Source organism: Novacetimonas hansenii JCM 7643 (assembly GCF_000964405.1).
Taxonomy (GTDB): domain Bacteria; phylum Pseudomonadota; class Alphaproteobacteria; order Acetobacterales; family Acetobacteraceae; genus Novacetimonas; species Novacetimonas hansenii.
Genome location: NZ_BANE01000158.1, coordinates 1 through 19,198, shown reverse-complemented (window position 1 = coordinate 19,198; position 19,198 = coordinate 1). Strand labels below are relative to the sequence as shown.

The 19,198-nt window shown below is 64.0% G+C and carries 18 protein-coding genes; 3 read left to right on the top strand and 15 right to left on the bottom strand.

Annotated features, from left to right (window positions below; translation table 11 throughout):
* Positions 1-212: hypothetical protein (locus B7G66_RS18415; protein WP_206778193.1), on the top strand; the 212-nt coding region annotated here is incomplete at its 5' end.
* On the opposite strand, the gene uraH is transcribed toward B7G66_RS18415, so the two are convergent.
* From uraH to B7G66_RS11085, 15 genes are all read right to left on the bottom strand, one after another.
* Positions 197-553 (bottom strand): hydroxyisourate hydrolase, encoded by a 357-nt coding sequence (uraH, locus tag B7G66_RS11155; protein WP_003618290.1) that lies wholly within the window; start codon positions 551-553, stop codon positions 197-199. The two genes, B7G66_RS18415 and uraH, sit on opposite strands and share 16 nt — an antisense overlap.
* The gene (uraD, locus tag B7G66_RS11150) at positions 550-1,077 is read right to left on the bottom strand and encodes a 2-oxo-4-hydroxy-4-carboxy-5-ureidoimidazoline decarboxylase (RefSeq protein ID WP_003618287.1); all 528 of its coding nucleotides are present in this window, start codon (positions 1,075-1,077) and stop codon (positions 550-552) included. The genes uraH and uraD overlap by 4 nt, the downstream gene beginning before the upstream one ends.
* Entirely contained in the window at positions 1,074-2,021 is a 948-nt protein-coding gene (gene puuE / locus B7G66_RS11145) for an allantoinase PuuE (protein ID WP_048859197.1), read from the bottom strand. The genes uraD and puuE overlap by 4 nt, the downstream gene beginning before the upstream one ends.
* A gap of 4 nt (positions 2,022-2,025) precedes the next feature.
* On the bottom strand, positions 2,026-3,255 hold the full coding sequence (locus tag B7G66_RS11140; protein WP_003618284.1) for a pyridoxal-phosphate-dependent aminotransferase family protein: 1,230 nt from the start codon (positions 3,253-3,255) through the stop codon (positions 2,026-2,028).
* Complete coding sequence (locus B7G66_RS11135) at positions 3,255-4,529, bottom strand: allantoate amidohydrolase (RefSeq protein ID WP_231106237.1); 1,275 nt, start codon at positions 4,527-4,529, stop codon at positions 3,255-3,257. The genes B7G66_RS11140 and B7G66_RS11135 overlap by 1 nt, the downstream gene beginning before the upstream one ends.
* Positions 4,523-6,118 (bottom strand): gamma-glutamyltransferase family protein, encoded by a 1,596-nt coding sequence (locus tag B7G66_RS11130; protein WP_003618280.1) that lies wholly within the window; start codon positions 6,116-6,118, stop codon positions 4,523-4,525. Before B7G66_RS11130 ends, B7G66_RS11135 begins: the two co-directional genes overlap by 7 nt.
* Positions 6,119-6,123: 5 nt before the next feature.
* Entirely contained in the window at positions 6,124-7,506 is a 1,383-nt protein-coding gene (locus B7G66_RS11125; protein ID WP_003618279.1) for an AtzE family amidohydrolase, read from the bottom strand.
* Positions 7,503-7,742, bottom strand: coding sequence for a DUF4089 domain-containing protein (locus tag B7G66_RS11120; protein WP_003618277.1), 240 nt, complete (start codon positions 7,740-7,742; stop codon positions 7,503-7,505). Before B7G66_RS11120 ends, B7G66_RS11125 begins: the two co-directional genes overlap by 4 nt.
* Positions 7,743-7,784: 42 nt before the next feature.
* Positions 7,785-9,251: an NAD(P)-binding domain-containing protein gene (locus B7G66_RS11115; RefSeq protein WP_003618276.1), complete on the bottom strand. Its 1,467-nt coding sequence runs from the start codon at positions 9,249-9,251 to the stop codon at positions 7,785-7,787.
* 227 nt (positions 9,252-9,478) lie between these two features.
* The gene (locus B7G66_RS11110; RefSeq protein WP_003618274.1) at positions 9,479-10,435 is read right to left on the bottom strand and encodes a LysR family transcriptional regulator; all 957 of its coding nucleotides are present in this window, start codon (positions 10,433-10,435) and stop codon (positions 9,479-9,481) included.
* Positions 10,436-10,448: 13 nt separating this feature from the next.
* Positions 10,449-10,799, bottom strand: a complete 351-nt coding sequence (locus B7G66_RS11105; protein WP_141312782.1) for a hypothetical protein — start codon at positions 10,797-10,799, stop codon at positions 10,449-10,451.
* A complete protein-coding gene (locus B7G66_RS11100; protein WP_048859194.1) occupies positions 10,723-12,078 on the bottom strand; it encodes an amidohydrolase family protein in 1,356 nt (451 codons plus the stop codon). Before B7G66_RS11100 ends, B7G66_RS11105 begins: the two co-directional genes overlap by 77 nt.
* A 244-nt stretch (positions 12,079-12,322) precedes the next feature.
* Positions 12,323-13,810 (bottom strand): Ppx/GppA family phosphatase, encoded by a 1,488-nt coding sequence (locus tag B7G66_RS11095; RefSeq protein ID WP_003618268.1) that lies wholly within the window; start codon positions 13,808-13,810, stop codon positions 12,323-12,325.
* A gap of 74 nt (positions 13,811-13,884) precedes the next feature.
* The gene (locus tag B7G66_RS11090) at positions 13,885-16,245 is read right to left on the bottom strand and encodes an RNA degradosome polyphosphate kinase (RefSeq protein WP_174805754.1); all 2,361 of its coding nucleotides are present in this window, start codon (positions 16,243-16,245) and stop codon (positions 13,885-13,887) included.
* A gap of 62 nt (positions 16,246-16,307) precedes the next feature.
* Positions 16,308-17,066 carry a P-loop NTPase family protein gene (locus B7G66_RS11085; protein WP_003618264.1) on the bottom strand — a complete coding sequence of 253 codons (759 nt, stop codon included), beginning with the start codon at positions 17,064-17,066 and terminating at the stop codon, positions 16,308-16,310.
* 173 nt (positions 17,067-17,239) lie between these two features.
* Here B7G66_RS11085 and purM point away from each other — a divergent pair, with 173 nt between their 5' ends.
* Complete coding sequence (gene purM / locus B7G66_RS11080; protein ID WP_003618263.1) at positions 17,240-18,367, top strand: phosphoribosylformylglycinamidine cyclo-ligase; 1,128 nt, start codon at positions 17,240-17,242, stop codon at positions 18,365-18,367.
* Between the two features lie 2 nt (positions 18,368-18,369).
* Positions 18,370-18,996, top strand: a complete 627-nt coding sequence (purN, locus tag B7G66_RS11075; RefSeq protein ID WP_003618261.1) for a phosphoribosylglycinamide formyltransferase — start codon at positions 18,370-18,372, stop codon at positions 18,994-18,996.
* The last annotated feature ends 202 nt before the right edge of the window (positions 18,997-19,198 follow it).

Below are 19,198 nucleotides of genomic sequence, written 5' to 3'. Positions count from 1 at the left end.
AAAAAGCTTCACCAAAAACCTTTATAATTACAGGATGTTATCAATGGTCTATTTTTAAACAGTTCCTTGCTTTGAATAAACACAACGATTTTCAGGATTTTTTTCGAAATCCTTCCTCAGGACCGTTCATTCCCTCACAAGATAGCGGCATCCAAGTTTTTCAAACACACTGTGACCCTCTGGTTTTTTCGGATTTTCAGCTTCCGCGATAGGTTGAAAACCCATAAGGCGAGACCAGGAGCGGTACATGATAATGCCCCCCTTTTTCCCCCGGGGCGCGTTGCGCCATACCGAATGCGATCGGCACGATATCAAGGAACGGCGGGTCCGACAGCGCCACCCCCCGCCCCCGGAAATAGGCCGCAACCGCGAATTCCAGCCGATAGCTGCCACCGGGCATATCCCCCACCGCAACCGACAGGTCAGGGCAGCGCCCATCGATATTGGTCATGCCCACGAATAGGCGCTCCCCCCCCGACCACAAGGTGATTTCCATACCCGCCGCAGGCTGTCCCGAGACAAGGTCAAGGACATGGGTCGAAAGGGTGCTCATGATGTTTCCTCCAGTCGTCCCAGGATATCGGCCTGTCGCAAGGCAGCAATCTTCGCGATTTCATCAAGGGCCGCGCCGATTTCCGTATCCGGGTCATGCGCCAGCCGCCGCGCCATTTCTTCAAGTATCCGCGCCTTGTCCGACAGGCGCACACAGATGATGAACGGAATGGCGAATTTTGCCGCATAATCCTCATTGAGCGTCCTGAACCGCGCGAATTCCTCCGGCGTCAGGCGATCCAGCCCCGCCGATGCCTGTTCGGCCGCTGATGCATCCGTCAGCGTCGGGTCCATCCCGGCCCGCCGCGCAAGTTCGGGATGCGCACGGATCAGGGACATCTGCTCCATATCCGTGGCGCGGCGCATTTCATGATCCATGACACGCAGCATATGCGCGGCATCGGCGAACGGACGATGATCCAGCGCGCGTTCGGCCACCCATGGGGAATGTTCGAACATGGGACCGAACAGTTCAATGAAACCTGCTTCGTCCAGCGCATTTGCGCGTGCGATGGCCGATGTCATGCCGGATGCACCGACAGCCAGTGATGTGCAATATCCAGTCGTGTCGCGACCCAGACCCGTTCCTTTGCGGCGATGTAATCAAGGAAGCGCGCCACGGCCCGCGCACGGCCCGGTCGCCCGGCCACACGGCAATGCAGCCCCACCGACATCATCTTTGGCGTGCTTGCCCCTTCTTCATACAGTTCATCGAACGTGTCGCGCAGGTAATTGAAGAACTGCTCCCCTTCGGTAAAGCCGTTCAGGGCCACGAAACGCATATCGTTCACATCGAGCGTATAGGGCACGATCAACTGCGCACGCCCATTGCCACGGTCGTAATAGGGCAGGTCATCGGCATAGGAATCCGCATCATAGACAAAGCCGCCTTCCTGCGCGACCAGTCGCGCGGTATTGGGGCTGGTACGCCCCTGATACCAGCCCAGGGGGCGCGATCCCGTCACCTGCGTATGTAGCGCGATACATTCGGCGATATGGGCACGTTCCACCGCTTCGGGGATGTGCTGGTAATCAATCCAACGCAACCCGTGGGAGGCGATTTCCCACCCTGCATCCTTCATCGCACGCACGGCATCGGGATTACGGGCCATGGCCATGGCCACACCGAAGACCGTCACCGGCTGCCGCCGTTGCGTGAAAATCCGGTGCAGGCGCCAGAACCCGGCCCGCGCCCCATATTCATACAGACTTTCCATCGCGATCGCGCGCGCACCGGGGATGGAGGGCGCACCGATCATTTCGGACAGGAATGCTTCGGACCCGCGATCACCATGCAGGATGGAATTTTCAGCCCCCTCCTCATAATTAATGACGAACTGTACCGCGATGCGCGCACCACCGGGCCATTTCGGATCGGGCGGGGATGCGGCATAACCGACAAGGTCACGGGGATATTCACCGAGATATCCAATGGGATATTCATTGGGATATTCATTGGGCTGTGCCATCACATCACGCCCCATACGCCGCCAATGCCGCATCCACCGCACGGCCGGAGACGAGGTTATGCCCTTCGTGCCGCAACACCGCCTCCAGCGCGCCGAGCGTCAGCAGCACCCTGTTCTTTGCCGCATTGTATCCCATTGCCCCGATCCGCCAGATGCGCCCCTGCAACGGGCCAAAGGCGGAACCGATCTCGATCTCGAAATCATCGCGCATGCGCGTGCGCACCCGTTCGCCATCAATGCCGTCGGGAATATACACACCCGTTACATTGGTCATGCGGTGTTCGTCACTGCCGAACAATGTCAGGCCCATTGCCCGCAGGCCCGCGCCCATCGCGCGGCTGGCTGCGGCATGACGGGCAAAACGTGCCTCCACCCCTTCTTCCACCATGATGCGCGCGGCCTCGCGCGCGGCGTACAGCATGCTCGTCGCCTCTGTATGGTGATTCAGGCGCTGTTCGGACCAGTATTCCATGATCATCGCCAGATCAAAATAGTTCGAGGCAATGCGCGGGCGCATCCCGTCCGTGGTATTCGCCCCACGTATCCCGGCCTCCACATGCCGGCGTGACATGATGTAGTCAGCGGCGCGGTCCGAAATCGTGATGGGCGAGGAACCGGGCGGCCCCCCCATGCATTTCTGCAGGCCCCCCGTCACGATATCCACACCCCACCGGTCGGTCGCGACCGGCATCCCGCCCAGCGTCGCCGTTGCATCGACATAGGACAGGACATCATACCTGCGGCACAGTTCCCCCACCCCATCGAGCGGCTGCGCCATGGTGGTGGACGTATCGCCATGGATACAGGCCAGGACATGCGGCCGATGGGCAATAATGCCATCCTCGATCTGCTTCAGGGTCGCAACCTCACCCCACGGAATGTCGATGGTAAAGATTTCCGCGCCGATCCGCTGTGCAATTTCCGACAGTAACAGCCCGAAACGCCCTGCCCGCACGATCAGCAGTCGCGCCCCCGGTTCCAGCAACGACACCAATGCCGCCTCGATCCCCGCGCGGGCCGTGCCATCCACCAGCAGTGTCCAGCGGTTTTCCGTCATGAAGACCGTACGGTACAATGCCATAGTCTGGTTCATATAGGTGGTCATTTCCGGGTCGAACTGCCCCAGCATGTCGGCAGCCATGGCCCGCAGCACACGCGGATGCACATTGACCGGCCCCGGCCCCATCAACATGCGTGACGGGGGGTCGATCTGACCAAAAATGTTCTGTGTCATCAGCAACGTCTTTCAAAAAGGCATACGAAATCCGTCAATGTGCGCAAGGCAACCTCCACATCCGCCGTGCTTACGGCTTCGGCGGGATTGTGGCTGATGCCCTTTTCACAACGGATAAACAGCATGGAAACAGGGACAAGATGCGCCATGACCATCGCATCATGGCCTGCGCCACTGACCAGTACGCGCGCCGGTGCGCCGGTCACGTCCACCACCGCCTGTTCCATCAGTTCCGTCAGGTGCGCATCACATGGCGTCGCATCGAGGTCGTGTTGCAGCGCAACGCCAAGGACGATGTCACGGCGGGCGGCAATGTCACGGATTTCGGACAGGATTTCCCCCGCCGCCGCATCACGCACCGCATTGGTGCCCGCACGCACGTCGATGGTGAACATCACGTCACCAGGCACGACATTGGCCGCCCCCGGCAGAACCTCCAGCCGTCCCACCGTCGCGACAAGATCAGCAGGGCCGGCACGCCCGATACGCTCCACCGTGCCAATCGCCTCTGCCGCCGCCGCCAGCGCATCGCGGCGCAGATGCATGGCCATGGTGCCGGCATGCCCCGCCATGCCCTGCATCGTCACGCGATAACGATGCTGTGCCGCGATCGCGCTGACCACCCCCACCGCGCGGCCTTCGGCCTCCAGCACGGGGCCCTGTTCGATATGTGCCTCGACATAGGCCAGGACACGACCGGGCGCGATCCGGGCGTCGTCAATGGCCGCAAGGTCAAGCCCGAATTCCGCAAGCGCCGCGGCCAGCGATATCCCGTCGCCATCGACCATCGACAGGTCGAACCCCTCACGCACCCCCGCCACCGTGCGTGAGGTCAGCATCGCGGCAGGAAAGCGCGATCCTTCTTCATCCCCGAAACCGATCACTTCGAGCGCGAAGGGAAAGCGCCGCCCCACCCGCGCAAAGGCTGCCACCACCTCGATCCCGAGTATGACGCCAAGCATCCCGTCATACCGCCCGCCATGGCGCACGCTGTCCACATGCGACCCGATCAGCAGCGATGGCGCATCTGGCGCGATGCCTTCGTAACGCCCCACCACATTCCCGATCGCATCCACGCGCACGGACATACCCGCGTCACTCATCCATGCTGCGATCCGGTCCAGCGTCGCGCGGTATCCTGCGCCAAGATAGGGACGAAACAGCCCCTGCGCATCATCGGAATAGGGCGCATGCCCCAGCAGGTCACACCGCGCATGCACGCGCTGCCCCGATGGCGGCGGGACGGTAATCGGCTGCATGTCCAGACCTACCATGCCGCCACGGCCCCATCGCTGCGCGGGTCGGTCGCCCCTTCGATCAGTCCGGTTTTTTCATGCCGCACCAGCGCGCCCGCATGTCCCATGGTGGAGGTAAACGGTTCCATCCGCTCCATCTGGTGGCCTGCCGCCTGCATGCGCGCGATCAGTTCAGGGTCAAAGCGGTCTTCGTATTTCAGGCTGACGCTGTCCTCCCCCCATGTCCGGCCCAGCAGCCAGCGCGGGGCGGTCACCGCGCGCTGCAACGGCACGCCATAATAGGCATAGCGGGTAAAGACAGCCGCCTGTGTCTGTGGCTGTCCCTCGCCCCCCATGGTGCCATAGACCATGGTGCGCCCGTCATCGAAACGCGCACCAGCGGGATTGAGCGTGTGAAAGGGCTTGCGCCCCGGACGCAGGCCGTTCCACCCGTCGGGGTCCATGCCAAAGCTGGTGCCCCGGTTCTGCCACACCACGCCGGTGCGGGGCAGGACGACACCCGATCCATATTCGAAATACAGGCTCTGGATCATGCTGACGGCCAGCCCGTCGGAATCGACCACGCCCAGCCACACCGTATCGCCCGCCTGTGACGGGTGGGGCCATGGGGCCGCACGCTGTGGGTCAATGACAGCCGCCATACGGTCCAGCGCACCTGCGTCATCAAGGATATCCTGCGCCTGCACCGTCATCAGCGCCGGGTCGCCCACATGCGTGTCACGATAACGAAAGGCAAGCTTCGTCGCCTCCACCAGCGTGTGCATGTACCCATAACTGTCGGCCTTCGCAGCGCGCAGCCGGTCGAACACTGCCAAGATCAGCAGCGATGCCACACCCTGCGTGGGGGGTGCGACGTTATAGAGGTCCGCCCCGCGCACCCGCGCATGCAATGCGGGCTGGTGTACAGCACGGTGGGCCTGCAGGTCCGACAGGGCAAGCGGGCTGCCAAGCGAGGCAAGGTCGGCGGCAAGGTCCGATGCGATACGCCCACGATAGAAACTGTCCAGCCCATCATCCACCAGCATGCGCAGCGTGCGGGCAAGGCGGGGATTATGCAGGATATCACCCACCTGCGGCAGGCGACCCGCAGGCATGAACTGATCGGCGAAGCCGGGAACGGCACGCAGTTCATCGACCTTGGCGCGCGTAATGTCGGCCGCCCCGGCCGTGACCGGCACGCCCTGTTCGGCGTAATGGATCGCATCGCGCAATATCCGGCCAAGCGGCAGGCCGGGCTGTACCGCATGGCTCCATCCCAGGGCCATGTCCCAACCCGAAACGGTGCCCGCAACCGTATTCGCCGCCAGTGGCCCGCGCCATGGGATGCGCGCCTGCCCGGCATTGCGGTAGAACGCGACATCGGCCTTCATGGCCGCAGCCCCGCTGGCGTCAATACTTTGCGCACGCCCGTCCGGCCACAGCGTCAGCCAGAACGCATCGCCACCAATGCCGGTCATATGTGGATAGACAACCGCCAGTGCCGCCGCCGTGGCCACCGCGGCCTCGATTGCCGTGCCCCCGGCCTTGAGGATATCAAGGCCCGCCTGACTGGCAAGGTGATGGGGCGATGTCACCATCCCCCGGCACGAACGCGGCGTATTGAGCATGGTCGTCAGTTCCCCGTGGTCAGCGGCACACAGCGCGCAAGTCCCGCACGTTGCAATTCCCCCGCCACGGCAAACAGCGCGGCTTCCGCCCCCGGCGCACCGATCAGTTGCAGCCCCAGCGGCAGGCCCGACGGACACGCCAGCGGCGCGGACAGCACCGGCACACCCGCAAGGCTGATGGGCTGCGTAAACAGGCCCAGGTTCGCACGCGCCGAAACCACGCGCCCTTCCACCATGATGGTGGGCTGGTCGATGCGCGGTGCGGGACCGACGGTCGCGGGTGCGACAACAACGTCATGATGGCTGAACAGTTCGTGGATACGCGCGCGAAACCAGCTACGGAAACGCTGCGCCTGCACCAGCGTCGCAGATGGCAGCATCGCCCCCGCCATCAGGCGGCCGCGCGTCGCGGGGTCATACTGCATCGCACGCTGGCGCAGGCGGCCAAGGTGCAGGCTGCCGCCTTCGGCTGCCGTAATCAGGAACGATGCGGCACGTGCGCGTGCGACCTCCGGCAGTTCGACAACCGTTGTGCTGTTGAGGTGACGCATCACATCATCAATCGCGGCGACGAACCCGGCATCAATGTTGCGCGCAAACCATCCACCCAGCCGCGCGATCCGCAACGACGCGACATCGGGCAGTGCCTCGGGCTTACGGCCATCCATGATGCCGAACACGGCATGCAGATCCTCCACCGTATCCGCCATCGGCCCCACGACATCAAGGCTGGCGGCGAAGGGATAGGCGCCTTTGCGCGGAATGCGGCCGAATGTCGGCTTCAGGCCCCATACGCCACACAACGCGGCAGGCAGACGGATGGAGCCGTTGGTGTCAGACCCCAGCGCAAACGGCATGATACCCGCCGCTACGGCCGCCGCCGAACCACCCGACGACCCACCGGCAAGGCAGGCCGTGTCATGCGGATTGCGCGTGGTGCCGGTATGCGCGTTTTCAGTGGAGAAGCCATAGGCGAATTCGTCCATGTTCAGGCTGGCGACCGCGACCGCGCCCTGTGCCTGAAGTCGGGCGACGACCGTTGCGTCCTCCTGCGCCGGCGGGTTGCCACGCAGGACGAGGGAACCTGCCGTCGTCACCTCCCCCGCGATATCGAACAGGTCCTTGACGCCGAACGGCACCCCCGCAAGCATGCCGGGATCCTCGCCCCGGGCGATGCGCTGGTCTATATGTTCTGCGCGCGCCACGGCGGCGGGGCCAAAGATGCGCGTCACGCTGTTGAAACGGGTGTCGCGTGCCTCGATATCCGCAATGACACCGGTGATGACGGAAACGGCGCTGCGCCGCCCGGCGCGCACGTCCTGCGCGATCTGCAACGCCGAGTTCGGGCACGTGTCGTTCGGGCGCACGTCGTTCGATGTCTGCGTCATGGGATATACTCCCCCGCCGGTTCGCACGTATCAGGCAGGACAAGGCCATTGAGCAGATCGGCATATCCCTGCAACAGCGCGGCATTCGCGGTCACATCGTTCATGCAGGCGGGCGGCACGGTCAACCCGATACAGCGCGCCGCCTGAACCACGGGAAAGATGTCATCACCGCCCTGCGCCAGCATTGCGGCGGGCTTGGGGGGAGGTACCGCATCGTCATTCAAGGGGCTGCTCATGCACGTCATCTCCGGGATCTGTGTGTCAGTTAGCGCCTTCTTTTAGACGGGATCACAGGCCGGAGGGTCAAGGCTGATCAGTTCGGGGGTGTCATACGCCAGCAGGCTGTCGAGATGGGCCTGTCCGTCCGCGACATACAGGTCCCGCCCAAGCCCCTGCGCCAGACGTTCGACACCAAAGCGCATGCCACTGATGGAGGCGCCCGAAAGCCCCATGCTCGGCGTGGCGGAAAACGTGAAGTTATGGATGTTCGCCAGCATCGGCGCCAGCGGGTCGGCAGGATCGCGGGCGATGAACTGGTACCGCTCCCCCAGATAGGGATAGCTGCCCAATACGGCACTTCCCTCGTCCTCGGGTGGGGTATAACGCTCCCCCCACAGGGCCACGGCATGCGCGAACGAACGGGTTTCGGGACGGCGTGACAGGTCCACCGTGAAACCGGTGCCGATAATCACGAAATCAAACGTCATCTCGCCCTGGGGGGTCTGCACGACAACCTCCTCCCCGCGCATCCGCACGTCATCCCATGGACAGCCGGTATGATAGGCGAAATTCGCATGCTGGCGGCACCGCCAGAACGTGTCCTGCGGCGGTGGCTGGTTCAGTTCAAAGATGCGCTGCATGAAGCCCCAGCGCAGCCGATCCTCCAGCGCGTAGAAATAGGCGAGGAAACCGGTATTTTCCATCCAGCGATACGGGTTGACCGAGGGGATGGCGCGACGGCGCAGGCACAGCGTGACCGACCCGGCCCCCGCCTCCAGCGCGGTGGCCGCGTTGTCGAATGCCGAAGCCCCCGCCCCCAGCACGCCCACGCGCTTGCCCTTCAGGGCCGCGAAATCAATCGTTTCCGATGTGTGGGCGAAACGCGCGCGCGGCAGGTTTTCACGGATGAAGGCAGGGACATGCCATTCGCCGCCCCCCTCGATCCCGGTCGCAAGCACCAGCTTGCGCGCGTAATGGACCCGCCTCTCACCCGCTGAGGTGCAAAATGACAGGCGCAGCAAGCCGTCTTCCCACGTCACCCCTTCGAACATGTGGTCATTGGCCACCGGCAGGTCGAGGACATCGCGATACCAGTCCAGATAGGCCTGCCAGTCCTGACGCGGGATCTTGTCGAGCTTTTCCCACGCCTGCGCCCCATAACGTGCCTCGAACCACGCACGCGGCGTCAGGCTGGGCACGCCAAGGTCGGGGCCGGTGACATATTTGGGCGTGCGCAGGGTAATCATGCGGGCGAACGTGACCCACGGCCCTTCGCCCCCGCGTGGGGCGCGATCAAAGACCTGCACATTGTCGATGCTGCCACGTTTCAGGGCGAAAGCCGTGGCCAGACCGCCCTGTCCCGCGCCAATGATCGCGACATCCAGCACGCGTCGCCCGTCATGATGGCGCGGCGGCACCCATTCGCGCCGTGGATAGCCAATAACCCCAAGGTCACGCCGCACGGCCCTGCGCAGCGCATCAAGCCCATCGCGTGCATCCGCGCCGTCATGTCCGTGCATCGTCATCTGCCTGTCCCACTGTCATTCGCGCCCACTGGTATTCGCGTCCATTGGCATTCGCGTCGTTACCGATGCAGCGGACATGGCGTCCCCCGACGCCATGATAGGCTGTCCCCCCAACCGCACCGTTGATGGGACAGTGTAATCAGGGGGGCAGGTGTTTCGTCCAGTAGAATGATCTGACCATTCTGTTTCCAAAAACAGAACAGCAGGCCGGGAACGCAGGCCCCGGGCTAGAGGACCTTCTCATCGCCCACGCCCTGGATACGGCGCAGTTCCTGACGCAATTCCTCGATCACCGTTTCCAGCAATGGCGGCAGCCAGCGTGATTCACGCACATAGACCCCAAGGTCCGTCACCGCGCGTGTATCCCGCAACGGCACATGGCACAGGCTTTCGTGCCCGGCCTGCATCTCCACCGCAAGCGGCGACTGGAACGCAAGCCCGCTGCCCGCGGCAACCATGCGGTTGGTCAGTTCGATCGACCCGGTATGCAGCACGACATGCAGATGTTCATGCCATGGGCGCAGCATCGGTTCCATGACACGGTACAGCGACAGGGTGCGCGTTGGCAGGATCAGGCGATGGCGGACGCATTCCTCGATCGTGACAGTACGCAGGTGGGCGACGGGATGGTCGGGGCGCACCACCGCGCCCACCGGGAAATGCGCCACCGCGACACGCCGCAGGTCGGGATACAGGGCCAGTGAAAACGCAATGCCCAGATCCACGCTGCCATCCTGCAGGGCGGAGACGATGTTTTTTGGTGATCCGATTTCCACATTCAGGTCCACCGCCGGATACATCCGCGTGATCCGTTCCAGCAGCGGCGGCAGAAGCTGCCCCGTCACCCCCTCCACCGCCATAATGCGCAGCCGCCCGTCCTGCCGACCTGACAGGGCGTTGATCTGTTCCTCCGTCCGGGCGGCATCCTGCATGACGGTGACGATGTGCCGCGCCATGATGCGCCCCACCTCCGTCAGGACCATGCCTTCGGGCAGGCGATCGAACAGCGGCGCGCCGACTTCCGCCTCCATCTGCGCAAGCTGCCGGGTCAGGGCGGACGGGGTGACGTTCAGCCGGCGCGCCGCCTCGCGGATGGAGCGGCATTCGCGCACGGCGTTGAAATAGGAAATTCCCCGGGCGTGCAGGCGCATCATGCGCGGGGTGCGCAGTACGGGTTCATTCATGACGGCATTTCCTTCACCCGACCACGACAGACGGTACGACCATATCCGAAACCACCCATGACGCATGACGACATGGCGTTATCGTTCCACCATCACGCATCACACGCCATCCCACCATCCCGAAGGCCGCACCACCATCACGCGCATCCCCCCATCGGACAGCGCCGCATGTGGCGCGCCCCCGGCCCCACGACATGACACGGACCCTGCGAATGATGACCGCATCCCCCACCACGACCAAAGGGACCGCGAGCGGAAGTATGATACGCGAAAGATGAGGCGCACCATCATCCCTGCGCCGCAAGATGCGCCCTGCGCCGGACGCGCGGCGCAAGGTCACGCCCGAAACAGGGGCGATCGACATGCCGTCCCCCACCCGCAACGCACGCCTGCGTTGCCGAGTACGCCACAACGCCACCGCGCACCACATGCACGACCGCGCCAGAGACAACCGGCGCGCCGTAACATGATGACAGCACATGCACAGCACCGTGCGCATCCCACAGCAGCAGGTCAGCATCCGCCCCCACCATGATCGCCCCCTTGCGGGGATAGATGTTAAATGCACGCGCCGCATTGGCGGAGGTCATGGCGACAAAATCCTCCGCTGACAGGCGACCGGCACGAACACCATGATGCCACAGCAGCCCCATGCGTCCCGCAAGGTCGGGCATGCATGCCTCCCCCGCCAGGCCCCCGTCAGCCCCGGCGCCACTCGCACTCATGCCCAGCATACCCGACGCCAGCCCACCCCATAATGCGGCATGCTGCGCGCCGTCACGCAGGGGTGGCAGTGCGTCACAGCCGGGAAAGACCTCATACCCCTCCCCATCCAGCACAAGATGCCGGGGCAGCACCTCCGCACTGACACGCTGCCCGCGCAGGCGGGCAGCCGTAATGGCGTCAACCGCGTCGCGCGTGGAAACCGGCCCGACATGGACCGGCGCGCCCAGCATGCCTGCCATCATGATGGCACGGGCGATACCGCTGCCCTCGACCGGTGCGGCGCAGGACAGGGCCTGTGCCTCCGCACTGTCGATTCCGGCCCGGTCCAGACCCGCGCGCAGGTAGGCCGCAACCAGCCCCCCATGCGCGTCGAGCGCACATAACGCGCCAAGTTCCATGGCATGGTCGATCACGCCCATGACCTGCGTGTCATCCATTTCCCCGCCACAGGACAGGCGAAAGGAGTTCACGCCACATGCCTGCGTCACCTCCGCCATGCCGCGCGCGACATCACCGTCATACTGTCCGATCACCATATGCGCCGAAAAATCGACGCCACCACCGCGCACCGCATGCCGCCAGCCACGCCGCCAGTCCTGCCATGCCGCACGCATGCCACGTCCACGCGGCCCGCCGACACATTCGATCACCGTGGTCGTCCCCGCCGCCAGCAGGACAGGCGCCAATGCCGCGATACGTTGCTCATCCGGCCCGATGCGGGTGTGCGGGTCCACGCCGCCGGGCATCACCAGCAGACCACCCGCATCCAGCACATCGCATCCGGTGGGGATGTCAAGCGCGGGACCAATCGCGGCGATCTCCCCATCATCGCCACACAGGATGTCGATCCTGAATGACGCCTCGGCCGTGACCACCGTTCCACCGCGCACCAGCAGCATCATCCCTCCGCCATGCATGACTGATTGATCGCAATGGCACAGGTTTCAGCAGGAGTCCCACGAACCTTTGCCATTTACTTAGAGACTTCTTGAAAAGTAAGTCTCGATAACACACTGAAATTATAATTTTTTTGGCGAAGCTGTTTCCAAAAAGCTTCAGAAGACGCCGCATTTCTGAAAAAAGGCGGCCCCCAGAAACTTTGCTTGTTTTTATCAATGATCTGTTTTTAAACAATCCCTTACGCCTGCAAGGACGCCGTAATCAGGCGCTTTCCTCGATCCGTGTGGCAATGGACAGGCTGGCGCCCAGCCGTTCAAGGCGGCGCCGCACGCTTTCCCCCTGCACCACGGCCCGCCCCGATGCAAAGCGCAGGACAAGGCCACCATCATCCAGCACAAGTTCCGTCCCGCGCAGCAACGCATCCGTCCCGCCACTGACGCTGTAGGCCAGACGCAGCGCCTGACCCAGCACCTGCGCCCGCGCGAACTGCGTTTCATCAAGCAAAAGGCGCGAGGGTTCGAGGCAGGGGGTCGTCATGTCAACACCGTACCGGATCGCCAGCGTCAGGGCGAGGAAGGCGCGGGCCTCATGCGTGAAGCCCACCCCCTGCATGCGCAGTATCCGCAGATATGTCTGCTCCGCCCGGTATTCGGGATGGTCATACGAACCGACATCCGACATCCAGCACGCGGCATGGCGCAGGCGGCGCGCCACATCCCCCTCCCCTGGGAAAAGTGGGGCCGTCCATGTCGCAAGACGCATCGGCAGCGTCATGCTGCGGCCCAACCTTGCGCACATCTCACGCGCGACGGCTTCCTGCGGGTCCATATCCGCCACGGCGGCTGCGACCTTGCGCATGTACCACCCCTCTCGCAGGCCATCGACGCAAAAGACGAGGCGCGTGGGCTGCAACCGGCGGATCAGCCGACGCAGCACCGTCGCCGCGAACGGCGCATCCTCCAGCCGTTTGCGCGGAACACCGGGCAGGCGTTCCAGCGTCCGGCGCGATGACCCGATGATCCAGTCCGCCATCTCCCGCGCTGGATCAGAACCCAGTTCATACAGATGCACGATATTAAGCGGATAGGACGTACGCGCGATCTGCAACCGCGCAAGCGCACGGAACCCGCCCCCCACAAGATACAGCGAACGCCCGCGCACATCATCAAGCCAGCCGATCTGTGACAGGTCGGTGTCCACAACCTGCCGTGCCTGTGCAAGGTCGCCCTGCGCCCGGTCATTAAGCCGGATAACCCCAAGCGGCAGCGTGCAGGCATTCAGCTTCTGCCCCGCCACCAGGCGGATCAGTTCAAGCGACCCCCCACCAATATCAGCCACCAGCCCGTCAGCATCGGGAATCCCGCACAAAACACCTGTCGCGGAATAATCGGCCTCTTCCTCCCCCGACAGGATATGGATGGGCACACCCGGCAGGCGCGACCGCAGGCCCGCGACGAATTCCGGCCCGTTGGTGGCGTCACGCACCGCCGCGGTGGCCAGTACCTCAAACGGGCTGGCATCCATGCCGCGCGCAATGGCGTTGAAACGGGCCATGACCTCCATCGCCATGGGCACCGCCTCCTCATTCAGCAGGCCCGTCGCGTTCAGCCCACGGCCAAGGCGCAGGACCACCTTTTCATTGAAGATCGGGATGGGGTTACGCGAAATCCCGTCAAACACCACCAGGCGCACGGAATTCGAACCCAGGTCGATGACGGCGGAACGGTCCTGCCCCGATGCGCCGCTCACGCCGGGGCCCCGGCCATGGTGGCGGGGGTGGGCACGTCAGGGATGATGTTCATGCCGACCATGACGCTGTGTCCTCAATCCTCAATACTCTGCTCCGTATGCCACGGCTGGGATGCGCTGACGCGGATACCGCCATCACCGGGGGCACGTCCACCGCCAGAGGGATGTTCCATGAAATATTCGTGCGCCGAAAACGGCGTGCGTCCCGGTTCCAGCCGTCTCCATACCCCATTGCGCTGCAATATCCATGACTGCAGGTTGTCCTTCAGGTCCGCCATCATGATCTGGTTCAGCACGCGCGCATGCACCGCCGGGTCGCGCATGGGCACCATGCTTTCGACACGCCAGTCCATGTTGCGCACCATCCAGTCCGCCGATGAGATATAAAGTTTCGCATTGCGCGACGGCAGGCGATGCCCGTTGCCAAAGGCATAGATGCGCGCATGTTCAAGAAAACGCCCCACGATCGACTTCACCCGGATATTTTCCGAAAGCCCCGGCACCCCGGGACGCAGGCAGCAGATGCCGCGCACCACCGCCATGACATGCACCCCCGCGCATGACGCCGCATACAGCCTGTCGATCAGTCCCGGATCGACAAGGGAGTTCATCTTGAGCCAGATGCGCCCCGGCCGCCCGGCCTTCACATGCGCGATTTCCGCCTCGATCAGGTCATTGAGGGTGGAGCGGATGGTGACAGGCGAAAACGCGATCGCCTCCATCCGCGCGGGCATGGCATAGCCGGTCATGTAATTGAACAGCCGCGCTGAATCGCGCACCAGTTCGGGATCACAGGTAAAGAACGACAGGTCGGTATAGATACGCGCGGTGATCGGATGGTAATTGCCGGTGCCGAAATGCGCATAAGACCGCAACGTGCCGCCCTCGCGCCGGACGACGAGGCTGAGCTTGGCGTGGGTCTTGAGGTCGGAGAAGCCAAAGACCACCTGCACGCCCGCCGCCTCCAGCGCGCGGGCAAGGCGGATATTCGCCTCCTCGTCAAAACGCGCGCGCAGTTCGACCATTGCCGTAACGGACTTGCCTGCCTCCGCCGCTTCGATCAGGGCCTTGACGATCGGGCTGTCGCGCGACGTGCGGTACAGCGTCTGCTTGATCGCCACCACCGCCGGGTCCAGCGCCGCCTGGCGCAGGAACTGCACCACCACATCGAAACTTTCGAACGGGTGATGCACGATCATGTCGCGCGCACGGATGGCAGCAAAGCAGTCGCCCCCGCAATCAATGATCCGTTCAGGGAAACGCGGCGTATAGGGCGGGAACAGAAGGTCGGGCCGGTCATCGACGATCATCTGCTTCAGATCGACCACCCCGATCAGCCCGGATTGCACCAGCACCTCATCAGGGGGGGCGTCGAGTGATGCCGCCATCGAACGGGCAAGGTCCTCGGGCATGCGCGCCTCGATATCAAGGTGGATGACCACCCCGCGACGACGGCGCTTGAGCGCGCTTTCATACGAACGGACCAGGTCCTCCGCCTCGTCCTCGAACTCCACGTCCGTGTCGCGCACGACACGCATCACGCCCCATTCCCCGGCGATAAGACCGGGGAACAGGCGGCCGATGCACATCACGATCAGACGTTCGAGCAGGATGAAGCGCGTCTGTCCCGGTGGCGACAGGGAATCGGGCATGCGGATGAAACGTTCGATACGCGCGGGCAGGAGGATCAGCGCCTCCATCACGAACTGCCCGGTGCGGGCATTCATCAGGCGCAGGGCCTGCGCGATCCCCATGTTGGGAATGAACGGCAGCGGATGGGCCGGGTCGATCGCAAGCGGCGTCAGCACCGGGAACACACGTTCCATGAAACATGTGTCCAGCCACTCACGCTCCGCCGTATCAAGCTGGTCCTCGTCACACAAGACGATGCCCGCGCCAGAGAGTTCATGCAGCAGGTCGCGCCAGATCCGCTGCTGTTCATGCAGCAGGCGGGCGGTACGGTCACGCACCGCCAGCAATTGCTGCGCGGGGGTCATCCCGTCGGGTGAAGGCGTAATCAGCCCCTCGCGCACCTGCCCCACGAGGCCCGCGACGCGCACGGAATAGAATTCGTCAAGGTTGCTGGCGCTGATGGACAGGAATCGCACCCGCTCCAGCAGGGGATTGCGCGGGTTATCCGCCTCGTCCACCACGCGCTGGTTGAAGTCGAGCCATGACAGTTCACGATTGATGAAACGTTCGGGGGAGTTCAGGTCCGGGCATGGCGGTTCCGGCACGGCGTCATGCACCACAAGCGCCTGTGCGGCCGGGGGCTCCTTGCGCGTCGTCCGGGCGCGCGGCGTGCGGCGCGTGGCGGGACGACGCGGCGCGGCCTTGGCGTCCTTTGCCGCCGGGGTGGTGGTGGCTGACTTACGCGGAGGTCTGGACAAGGAACTCGATCTCCCGATTGGGGGCCACCGCAGGGGGACAGGCATGGCCGGAAAACAGGTCCGCCCACACTAGGACAGCACTTCAAACCTTGACCAGAGGGGACGGGCTATTCCACGCCGCCCGTTACAGCCGGGTCCGTAATGACCGGATCGTGCGCCAGTGGATCGTGCGTCAGCAGGTCATGCAGTTCCCCGACCGCCATCGCACGTGTCACCGCCCGTCCCGTGGCAAGGGTGGCATGGTCAAGCCGCCGCGCAACCTCCAGCATGGTCGCGGCGGTGCGCGGCAGGCGGGGCAGCAGCCAGTCCACGATGGCGGGGGCGACGACGATCTGGCGTTCCGCCAGAAGGCGCAGCAACACGACACGCAGCAACATATCCTCTGGCTGGCGCACCTCCACCGCCATGGTCGCACGCAACCTGCTGGCAAGGTCAGGCAACGTCACGGGCCAGCGCGCGGGCGGTCGGCGGCCACTCAGGGCAAGGGCCATGCCATGTTCGCGCGCACCGTTAAGCAGATGCAGAACGGCACGTTCATCCGCGCAGCATTCGGCATCATCCACCGCAATCGCCACCACCCCGGACCCGCGCCCTGCACCGAACAGGCGCGCGACATCCCCGCACGTCAGATCCGCCCCCGACAGCAGCACGGCATCATGTTCCGCCGCCCAGATTTCAAGCAGGTGTGTCTTGCCACATCCCCGCGCGCCCCACAGCGCCAGCCGCCGGTCCGGCCATGCCGTGCGGCCAAGCAGCCATGCGCGCGCAACCGCATTGGACCGCGCGGCCACGAAATCCGCGCGCGTGAAGTGCTGCATGTGCGCAAAGGGCAACACAAGCTGCCCGATCGTGTCGCGGATCGGCATTTTCTCCGTTTTCAGGCCCGTGCGCCCAACCACCGCTTGGAGCCCGGCCCCGGCTTGACGTAAAGAAGCGCAAAGACCGTATTGACCCCAATGCTGTCGCATCCATTGCGTCCTCCATAGCCTGCGTGCGGGAGTCCGGGGAAGCGATAGTTTGACGATGAAGGCCCTTGCGCATGACCTCCGCTGCTTCTTCCTCCCCCACCCCTCCGTCCACCGGCGTCGCGGATGCAGCCGCGGGCGCGACCTATCGCGATGCGGGCGTGGACATCGCCGCGGGCGACGCACTGGTGGAGGTGATCAAGCCCGCGGCCCGCGCGACCGACCGCCCCGGCACGATGGGCGGGTTGGGTGGATTCGGCGCCCTGTTCGATCTGAAGGCGGCGGGCTTTACCGACCCGGTGCTGGTGTCATGCACCGATGGCGTCGGCACGAAGCTGATGATCGCGATTGAAAGCGGACTGCATGAAACCGTGGGCATCGACCTGGTGGCGATGTGCGTGAACGACCTTGTGGTACAGGGGGCGACACCACTTTTCTTCCTCGACTACTTCGCAACGGGGCACCTGTCGGTGGAGGATGCGGCCAAGGTGGTGCGCGGGATCGCCGCTGGCTGCTCCGGCTCCGGCTGTGCCCTCGTGGGGGGGGAGACGGCGGAAATGCCGGGCATGTACGCCGCCGGGCATTATGACCTTGCCGGGTTCTCGGTCGGGGCGGCCGAACGCGACGCCCTGCTGCCGCGCGATATCCGCGCGGGGGATACATTGATCGGCCTGCCATCGGCGGGGGTGCATTCCAATGGGTTTTCGCTGGTGCGCGCCATCGTGAAACGTTCTGGCCTGGCCTGGGACGCGCCATGTCCCTTCGCGGACGGGCAGACGCTGGCGCAGGCACTGATGACGCCGACGAAGCTGTATGTCCATCAGGTCCTGAACCTGCACCGTGCGGGCCTGTTGCAGGCGGCGGCGCACATTACCGGCGGCGGCCTGCCCGGCAACCTGCCGCGCGTCCTGCCCCATGGCCTGCGCGCCGTGATCGACGCCACATGGCCTGTGCCGCCCGTGTTCGACTGGCTGGCGCAGGTGGGACAGGTCTCAACGCAAGAGATGCTGCGTGTCTTCAACTGTGGCCTTGGCATGATACTGGTGACACGCGAGCCCAAAGCGGTGATGAAGCATCTGCATGATGCCGGGGAGAGCGCCCACATCATCGGCCGGATCGATGCCGCCGAGAACGCGGAAGCCGCGGCATCGCTGGAAATGAAGGTAGACCCTGCTTTCGGCACGGCAGGCGCGGGCGCCTGAGGATGACGGCCATGACGAAACGCCCGATCGGTATCCTGATCAGCGGGCGTGGCAGCAACATGGGTGCATTGATCGCGGCGTGTGCGGCACCGGATTATCCCGCACGCATCGCCATCGTCATCAGCAACAACCCCGATGCGCCAGGGCTGGAGACCGCGCGGGCCGCAGGGCTTGCGACCAAAGCGATCGACCACCGCACCTTTGGCCGTGAACGCGCGGCGCACGAACGTGTAATCGACGCCGCCCTGCGCGATGCGGGGGTGGAGGTCGTATGCCTTGCCGGATACATGCGCCTGCTGACGCCGTTCCTGACACAGGCATGGGCGGGACGGATGCTCAACATCCATCCCAGCCTGCTGCCATCGTTCCCGGGGCTGCACACGCATGAACGCGCCCTGCAGGCGGGGGTGCGGCTGCATGGCTGCACCGTGCATCTGGTTACGGAAGTGATGGATGAAGGCCCGATCATAGGCCAGGCGGCGGTACCGGTCCTGTCCGGCGATACGCCAGACAGCCTGGCCGCACGCATCCTGACACAGGAACACCTGCTGTATCCGGCGGCACTGCGTCGTGTGCTGAGGCCTGGCACCCACCCCGAAGCGACGGCCGATGCGCTGCTGTGCGTGTGAAAAACCACCTCCAGGAGGCCATGGAAAATATGGCCCAAGAGACGGTTTGAAGCGTAAGGGCCAGCAACCTGCTGAAATGGATATAAAATTTTCAGAAGCTGTTTGAAACGTCAGGCTTAATAACATCCTGAAATTACAAATGTTTTTTGGATAATCTGTTTCCAAAAAGCTTCAGAAGACGCCGCCTTTTTCGATCAAAAGG